A 7,625-nucleotide genomic window follows, 5' to 3' on the forward strand; every position below is an offset into this window, starting at 1 on the left:
AGCTGCGGCCAGTGCACGCCGTGCCGTGAAGGCACCGGCTGGATGTGGCGCGTGCTTGATCGCATGTCCCGCGGCGAAGCGGAGACGAGCGAGATTGACGATCTGTTGGACGTGGCCGGTCAGGTGGAAGGCCACACCATCTGCGCGCTCGGCGATGCGGCGGCCTGGCCGGTTCAGGGTCTGATCCGCCATTTCCGTTCCGAGATCGAAGATCGCATCAACAACTACCGCGCCGGCAAGCCGGTGTTCACGCCCCAGGCTGCGGAGTAGGAACCAGACATGTCTGATAATCTGCGCACCATCGTGATCGACGGCGAGGAAGTCACCGTCCCCAACGATTACAACCTGCTTCAGGCGTCCGAAGCGGCAGGCCGGGAAATCCCGCGCTTCTGCTATCACGAGCGTCTGTCTGTGGCGGGCAATTGCCGCATGTGCCTGGTGGAGCTGGTGGGCGCGCCCAAACCCGTCGCCTCCTGCGCCTTCCTGGTGCGCGACATGCGCGGCGGGCCCAATGGCGAGCCGCCGCAAATGCGCACGCTCAGCCCGCTGGTGAAAAAGGCGCGCGAGGGTGTGATGGAGTTCCTCCTGATCAACCACCCGCTCGACTGCCCGATCTGCGACCAGGGCGGCGAATGCGACCTTCAGGATCAGTCCCTGGCCTATGGCCGCTCCGGTTCCCGCTTTGACGAGAACAAGCGCGCGGTCGAAGAAAAATACATGGGTCCGCTGATCAAGACGGAGATGACCCGCTGCATCCAGTGCACGCGCTGCGTCCGTTTCTCCACCGAGATCGCGGGCGTGCCCGAGCTGGGCGCGATCGGCCGTGGCGAGAACATGGAGATCACCACCTATCTGGAACAGTCCATGACGTCCGAACTGTCGGGCAATGTCATCGATCTGTGCCCGGTGGGCGCGCTGACCTCTCGCCCCTACGCCTTCAATGCGCGTCCGTGGGAGCTGACGAAGACCGAGACCATCGACGTGATGGACGCGCTTGGCTCCAACATCCGCGTCGACAGCCGCGGCGGCGCCGTGCTGCGCATCATGCCGCGCCTGCATGACGACGTGAATGAAGAGTGGATTTCCGACAAGTCCCGCTTTGTCTGGGACGGACTTGGCCGCCAGCGTCTGGATCGCCCGTTCGCCAAGAAAGACGGCAAGCTCGCGCCGATCGACTGGGATGAAGCCCTGACCATCGCCGAAGAGAAACTGTCCGGCGACGCCTCCAAAATCGGCGTCATCGCGGGCGATATGAACGATGTCGAGGGGCTCTACGCCGCGAAAGAGCTGTTTGATGCGCTTGGCGTCAAATCCATCGACGCGCGTCAGGACGGCTCGAAACTCGGCGCCGGTCCACGCGAAAGCTACCTGTTCAACTCCACGATCAAGGGCATTGATCAGGCCGACGCCATTCTGATCGTCGGCGCCAATCCGCGCGTGGAAGCGGCGGTGATGAACGCCCGCATCCGTCAGCGCTGGCTGACCGGCAAGTGCGAGATCGGCGTCATCGGCGAAGCCCACGACCTGACCTATGACTATGCCCATGTGGGCGAGGGCGCCAAAGACCTCGCAGCTCTTGGCGGCAAGCGCTCGGGCTTCATCAAGACCCTGAAAGACGCCGAGCGTCCGATGATCATTCTGGGCGCTGGCGCGCTGGCGCGTGAAGATGGCGCGCAGGTGCTGCGCGCGGCGGGCGAACTCGCGGACAAGATCGGCGCAGTGAAAGACGGCTGGAACGGCTTTAACGTGCTGCATACGGCGGCGAGCCGCGTCGGCGCGCTTGATCTCGGCTTCGTGCCGGGCGAAGGCGGTCGCGACACCAATGCCATTCTTGAGGGCGCGGCGTCGGGCGACGTGGACACCGTCGTGCTTCTGGGCGCGGACGAGATCGACATGGCCAAGCTGGGCTCCGCCTTCGTGATCTATGTGGGCCACCATGGCGACAAAGGCGCGCAACGCGCGGATTTGGTATTGCCGTCCGCAGCTTACACCGAAAAGCCGGGCCTTTACGTGAACACCGAAGGCCGGGTTCAGATGGCCGAGCGCGCTGTGTTCCCCAAGGGCGAGGCGAAAGAGGATTGGGCCATCTTCCGCGCTCTGTCCGCACGCCTTGGCAAGACGCTGCCATATAACGACTTGAACGCTTTGCGCGCCAAGCTGATCGGGGATCATGAGATCCTGGGCCAGATTGATCACGCTCCGGGCGCTCTGAATTCGGCTGAATTCAAACCGGCTGAGCTGGGTGAGGCGGGCGATGTGTCCGACGCGCCGTTCACGAGCCCGGTCACCGACTTCTACTTTACCAATTCGATCGCGCGGGCGTCCAAGACCATGGCTGAGTGTTCAGCTGCGGCGACGGCGGCGCGGCAAACCCTGCAAGCGGCGGAGTAGGGCGCATGTACGATTTCGTCACTCAATGGGGACCGCTCTGGGGCACGCTGGCGTCTGTAGGCCAGATCCTGGGCTTCATGGTTGTCTTGCTGCTGTCGCTGGCCTTCCTGCTGCTGATGGACCGCAAGGTCTGGGCGGCGGTTCAGATGCGCAAAGGCCCCAACACGGTCGGCGCGTTCGGCCTGCTGCAGTCCTTTGCGGACTTCATCAAGTTCGTCCTGAAGGAAATCATCGTGCCCGCCGGCGCGGACCGGCCGCTGTTCATTCTGGCGCCGCTTCTGACGCTGACTTTCGCCTTCATCACCTGGGCGGTGATCCCGGTGGCGCCGGGCTGGGTGATCTCGGACCTGAATGTCGGCATCCTCTACATCTTCGCCATCAGCTCGCTGGGCGTTTACGGGATCATCATCGGCGGTTGGGCGTCCAACTCGAAATATCCGTTCCTGGGCGCCATGCGCTCGGCGGCGCAGATGGTGTCCTATGAGGTCTCCATCGGCTTCATTCTGGTGACCATCCTTCTCATGGTCGGCAGCATGAACCTGACCGATATCGTCGAGGCGCAGGCCGGCGGGTTCTGGAACTGGCACGTCTTGTCGTTCGACATGTTCCCGGTCCCGGTGTTCGTGATCACCATCCCGATGTTCGTGATGTTCTTCATCTCGGCGCTGGCGGAAACCAACCGTCCGCCGTTTGACCTTCCCGAAGCGGAATCCGAACTGGTGGCCGGTTATCAGGTGGAATACTCCTCCACCCCGTATCTGCTGTTCATGATCGGCGAATATCTCAACATCGTTCTGATGTGCGCCCTCATGACCGTCCTGTTCATGGGCGGCTGGCATGCGCCGTTTGATATTGTTCCGTTCACCTGGGTCCCCCCGGTGTTCTGGTTCGCGATCAAAGTGGTTCTCTTCTTCTTCATGTTCGCCATGGTCAAAGCACTGGTGCCCCGGTACCGCTATGACCAGCTGATGCGTCTGGGCTGGAAGGTCTTCCTGCCGTTCTCGCTCTTCTGGGTGGTCTTCGTGAGCTTCGCGGCGAAATTCGACTGGTTTTGGGGCATCTATGCCCGCTGGACCGTAGGAGGCTGAGATGACGCAGATCGATTATTCCCGCGCCGCCAAGTACTTCCTGCTTCAGGATGTGTGGAAAGGGATGGCGCTTGGGTTCAAGTATTTCTTCAAGCCCAAGACCACGCTGAACTATCCCCATGAAAAGGGGCCGCTCAGCCCGCGTTTCCGGGGCGAACATGCGCTGCGGCGCTACCCCAACGGCGAAGAACGCTGCATTGCCTGCAAACTCTGCGAGGCGATCTGCCCCGCGCAGGCCATCACGATCGACGCCGAGCCGCGGCTCGACGGGTCGCGCCGCACCACGCGCTATGACATCGACATGACCAAATGCATCTATTGCGGATATTGCCAGGAGGCATGCCCGGTGGATGCAATCGTTGAGGGGCCGAATTTCGAATTCGCCACCGAAACCCGCGAAGAGCTGTACTACGACAAAGCCAAGCTCCTCGATAACGGCGACCGGTGGGAACGTGAAATTGCGCGGAACCTCGAACTCGACGCGCGCTACCGTTAACGCTATCACGGCGCGCGACTCCATACCGGGGCTGGGGATTCTCTCCCGCTCCACTTGATCTCAGTCCGGCGAGCCTCTGCTCGTCGCCCGTAAGGGGGGCAACAGTGCTGTCAGCAGCGGCCTTCTACATTCTCTCAGCGACCGCCGTGTTCTCCGCCTTGATGGTGGTGATCGCCAAGAACCCGGTTCGAGCGGTGCTGTTCTTGATCCTCGCCTTCTTCTCGGCGGCGGGGCTGTTCGTCCTTCTCGGGGCCGAGTTCCTGGCGATGATCCTGGTCATCGTCTATGTGGGCGCGGTTGCGGTGCTCTTCCTGTTCGTGGTGATGATGCTCGACATCGACTTCGCCCAGCTCAAGGAAGGCTTCATCAGTCACGCGCCGCTCGGCGGCCTGGTGGCCATCGCGCTCGCCGGCATTCTGGCGACCACGGGGCTGGGCTGGGTCAGCGCCGACAGCGCCAGCTCCGCTCTGCAATCACCAACGCCGGACGACATGACCAATGTCGCCGCCTTGGGCGCGCTCATTTATGACCGCTACGTGTTCTTCTTCCAGCTTGCGGGCCTCGTGCTGCTGGTCGCCATGGTCGGCGCCATTGTGCTGACCCTGCGCCATCGCGACGGCGTCAAGCGCCAGGACATGCACGCCCAGGTCAATCGCAAGCGCGAAGACTCCGTCGAGATCGTCGACATCAAAAGCGGCGAGGGGATTGGCTGATGCTTGAAATTGGTTTGGGTCATTATCTCGCCCTGGCGGCGATCCTGTTCACCATTGGCGTCTTCGGCATCTTCGTGAACCGAAAGAACGTCATCATTCTTCTGATGTCGATCGAGCTGATCTTGCTGTCTGTGAACATCAACATGGTCGCGTTTTCCGCCCATCTGGGCGATCTGACCGGCCAGGTCTTCGCCATGTTCATTCTTACGGTCGCGGCCGCCGAAGCGGCGGTCGGTCTCGCCATTCTCGTCGTCTTCTTCCGCAACCGCGGCGATATCGCGGTTGATGACGTCAACCTGATGAAGGGCTAGCGCACGGTCATGGCTTATATCGTCGTCTTCGCCCCGCTTCTGGCGGCCATCATCGCCGGTCTGCTGCAAAAGCAGATCGGGGACCGTCTGGCCCAGATCCTGACCACCGGCGCCACCATCGCGGCGGCGCTCGGCTCTGTGGTGCTATTCTTTGACGTCGCGGTCGGCGGCAACGCCCGCACGATCGAGCTGGCGCAATGGATGGCGGTCGGCAATTTCGAGATCAACTGGGCGATCCGCCTGGACACGCTGTCGGCGGTCATGCTGGTCGTGATCACGTCGGTGTCCTCGCTGGTGCACGTCTATTCATGGGGCTACATGTCCCATGATCCGCACCGCGCGCGGTTCTTCGCCTATCTGTCGTTGTTCACCTTCGCCATGCTGTCGCTGGTGACGGCGGACAATTTCATCCAGATGTTCTTCGGCTGGGAAGGCGTGGGACTCGCCTCCTACCTCCTGATCGGGTTCTGGTACCAGAAAGAGAGCGCCACCAGCGCCGCCATCAAGGCGTTCGTGACCAACCGCGTCGGCGATTTCGGCCTCGCGCTCGGCATCATGGCGATCTATCTGGTGTTCGGGTCGTTGCAGTTTGATGAGGTGTTCGCCCAGGTTCCGGGCATGGTGGATGAAACCATCGCCTTCTTCGGCATGAATTTCAAAGTGCTCGAACTGATCGGCTTCCTGCTGTTCATCGGCGCCATGGGCAAGTCCGCGCAGTTCTTCCTGCATGTCTGGCTGCCCGACGCGATGGAAGGCCCGACCCCTGTGTCCGCGCTGATCCACGCCGCCACCATGGTGACCGCAGGCGTGTTTCTGGTGTGCCGCGCCTATCCGATTTTCGAGCTGGCGCCCAACACCTCCGCCTTCATCACCTTTATCGGCGCGTCGACAGCTCTGTTCGCGGCGACCGTGGGGCTGGCGCAGAACGACATCAAGCGCGTGATCGCGTACTCCACCTGTTCACAGCTGGGCTACATGTTCTTCGCGGCCGGTCTGGGCCTGTATTCGGCGGCCATGTTCCACCTGTTCACGCACGCGTTCTTCAAGGCGCTTCTGTTCCTCGGCGCAGGCTCGGTCATTCACGGCCTGCATGACGAGCAGGACATGCGCAATATGGGCGGCATCTACAAATTGCTGCCGGTCACCTGGATCATGATGATCATCGGCACGCTGGCGCTGACGGGCGTGGGCATTCCGCTCCTGGGGATCGGCTTCGCCGGGTTCTACTCGAAAGACATGATCATCGAGGAAGCCTTCATGATGGGCCAGGACGGCGTCGCCTTCGGCATGTTCGCCTTCTGGATCGGCGTCATCGCGGCAGGCCTGACCAGCTTCTATTCCTGGCGTCTGATCTTCATGACCTTCCACGGCAAGCACCGCGGCAAGGAAGAAGTGCTCAAGCACGCCCATGAAAGCGGTCCCGTCATGGTGGTCCCGCTGGTGCTGCTGGCCATCGGCGCCTTGTTCGCCGGCATGGCGTTCAAGTCCGATTTCGTCGGCAAGGGCGCTCTGACCTTCTGGGAGGAAAGCCTGCCGGCCGGACCGTACGCCGAAGGCAATTACGGCCATCTGGTCGAAGGCTATGGCCAAAGCCACGCCGACGAGCATGGCGTCGAGCTGAGCGAGGCGGAAGCCGCCTCGCTGGAAGCGGCCATGTCGGACGATGAAGCCCATTCGGCTCAGGAACACGCTGTCAGCGCCGCTGATGATCATGGCGATGCTCATGACGGCGAGCATGCCGGGCACCATCCGCCCACCTGGGTGCTGTTTGCGCCTGTGGCGGTGACGCTGCTCGGCTTTGCGCTGGCCTGGTACTATTACATGGCCAATCCTGAGCTGCCGCGCCGTATCGCCGAGAAGAGCGGTCCGCTGCACCGCTTCCTGCTGAACAAATGGTATGTAGACGAGATCTACAACGCCACATTCGTCCGGGCCACGCGCGGTCTGGGGGATCTGTTCTGGAAGTTCGGCGACCAGAAAATCATCGACGGTCTGGGACCGAACGGGATCGCCGCCACGGCGATGTCCTCGGCCCGCAGGATCGCCAAGCTGCAGAGCGGCTATCTCTATCACTATGCATTCGTGATGCTCATCGGGGTCCTCGGACTGGCCCTGTGGCTGATCGCTGGCGCTGGAGCGTAGGGTCTCATGCTCGGTCAACTTCCCATCCTCTCCGCCATCACCTTCCTGCCCGCTCTCGGGGCGGTCGCGATCTTGCTACTGCGCGCCCTGATGCGCAGCGAGGAAAGCGCGGTGCTGGACCGCAACGCCAAGGGTGTTGCGCTGTTCGTGTCGCTTTTTGTTTTCGCGTTGTCGCTCCTGCTGGTGGCTGAATTCGACTCATCACAGGCTGGCTTCCAGTTCGTGGAAAACCTGCCCTGGCTGCCCGCGCTCGGCATCTCCTACAAGATGGGCGTGGACGGCATTTCGGTCCTGTTCGTGGTGTTGACGGCGTTCCTGATGCCGATCTGCATCCTGTCGAGCTGGAAGCTGGACAAGCGCGTCGCCGATTACATGGCCGCCTTCCTGCTGCTGGAGACCCTGGTCATCGGCGTGTTCTGCGCGCTCGACATGATCTTGTTCTACATCTTCTTTGAAGGCTCGCTGATCCCGATGTTCCTGATCA

At 61.9% G+C, this 7,625-nt stretch carries 7 protein-coding genes and 1 pseudogene; all 8 read left to right on the forward strand.

The window, feature by feature from the left end; genetic code table 11:
• A partial coding sequence (locus B3M53_RS05585; protein WP_286799802.1) for an NADH-ubiquinone oxidoreductase-F iron-sulfur binding region domain-containing protein occupies positions 1–270 on the forward strand: 270 nt, incomplete at its 5' end.
• Between the two features lie 9 nt (positions 271–279).
• Complete coding sequence (gene nuoG, locus B3M53_RS05590; RefSeq protein ID WP_286799804.1) at positions 280–2,391, forward strand: NADH-quinone oxidoreductase subunit NuoG; 2,112 nt, start codon at positions 280–282, stop codon at positions 2,389–2,391.
• A 5-nt stretch (positions 2,392–2,396) separates the two neighbouring features.
• Positions 2,397–3,479 (forward strand): NADH-quinone oxidoreductase subunit NuoH, encoded by a 1,083-nt coding sequence (nuoH, locus tag B3M53_RS05595; RefSeq protein WP_286799806.1) that lies wholly within the window; start codon positions 2,397–2,399, stop codon positions 3,477–3,479.
• Between the two features lies 1 nt (position 3,480).
• On the forward strand, positions 3,481–3,975 hold the full coding sequence (nuoI, locus tag B3M53_RS05600) for an NADH-quinone oxidoreductase subunit NuoI (RefSeq protein WP_286799807.1): 495 nt from the start codon (positions 3,481–3,483) through the stop codon (positions 3,973–3,975).
• 104 nt (positions 3,976–4,079) lie between these two features.
• Positions 4,080–4,688 carry an NADH-quinone oxidoreductase subunit J gene (locus tag B3M53_RS05605; RefSeq protein WP_022699585.1) on the forward strand — a complete coding sequence of 203 codons (609 nt, stop codon included), beginning with the start codon at positions 4,080–4,082 and terminating at the stop codon, positions 4,686–4,688.
• Positions 4,688–4,999, forward strand: a complete 312-nt coding sequence (gene nuoK, locus B3M53_RS05610) for an NADH-quinone oxidoreductase subunit NuoK (RefSeq protein WP_009800975.1) — start codon at positions 4,688–4,690, stop codon at positions 4,997–4,999. The genes B3M53_RS05605 and nuoK overlap by 1 nt, the downstream gene beginning before the upstream one ends.
• Before the next feature lie 9 nt (positions 5,000–5,008).
• Positions 5,009–7,141 (forward strand): NADH-quinone oxidoreductase subunit L, encoded by a 2,133-nt coding sequence (gene nuoL, locus B3M53_RS05615; RefSeq protein ID WP_286799808.1) that lies wholly within the window; start codon positions 5,009–5,011, stop codon positions 7,139–7,141.
• Between the two features lie 90 nt (positions 7,142–7,231).
• Positions 7,232–7,625: pseudogene (locus B3M53_RS05620) on the forward strand (NADH-quinone oxidoreductase subunit M); the annotation flags it as partial.

It is taken from the genome of Oceanicaulis sp. UBA2681 (assembly GCF_002354675.1).
GTDB lineage: Bacteria > Pseudomonadota > Alphaproteobacteria > Caulobacterales > Maricaulaceae > Oceanicaulis > Oceanicaulis alexandrii.

Excerpts from the sequence above, each read along its gene's own strand:
- nuoG (WP_286799804.1), top strand. The coding sequence starts at position 280 with ATGTCTGATAATCTGCGCACCATCGTGATCGACGGCGAGGAAGTCACC.
- nuoH (WP_286799806.1), top strand. The coding sequence starts at position 2,397 with ATGTACGATTTCGTCACTCAATGGGGACCGCTCTGGGGCACGCTGGCG.
- nuoI (WP_286799807.1), top strand. The coding sequence starts at position 3,481 with ATGACGCAGATCGATTATTCCCGCGCCGCCAAGTACTTCCTGCTTCAG.
- nuoK (WP_009800975.1), top strand. The coding sequence starts at position 4,688 with ATGCTTGAAATTGGTTTGGGTCATTATCTCGCCCTGGCGGCGATCCTG.
- nuoL (WP_286799808.1), top strand. The coding sequence starts at position 5,009 with ATGGCTTATATCGTCGTCTTCGCCCCGCTTCTGGCGGCCATCATCGCC.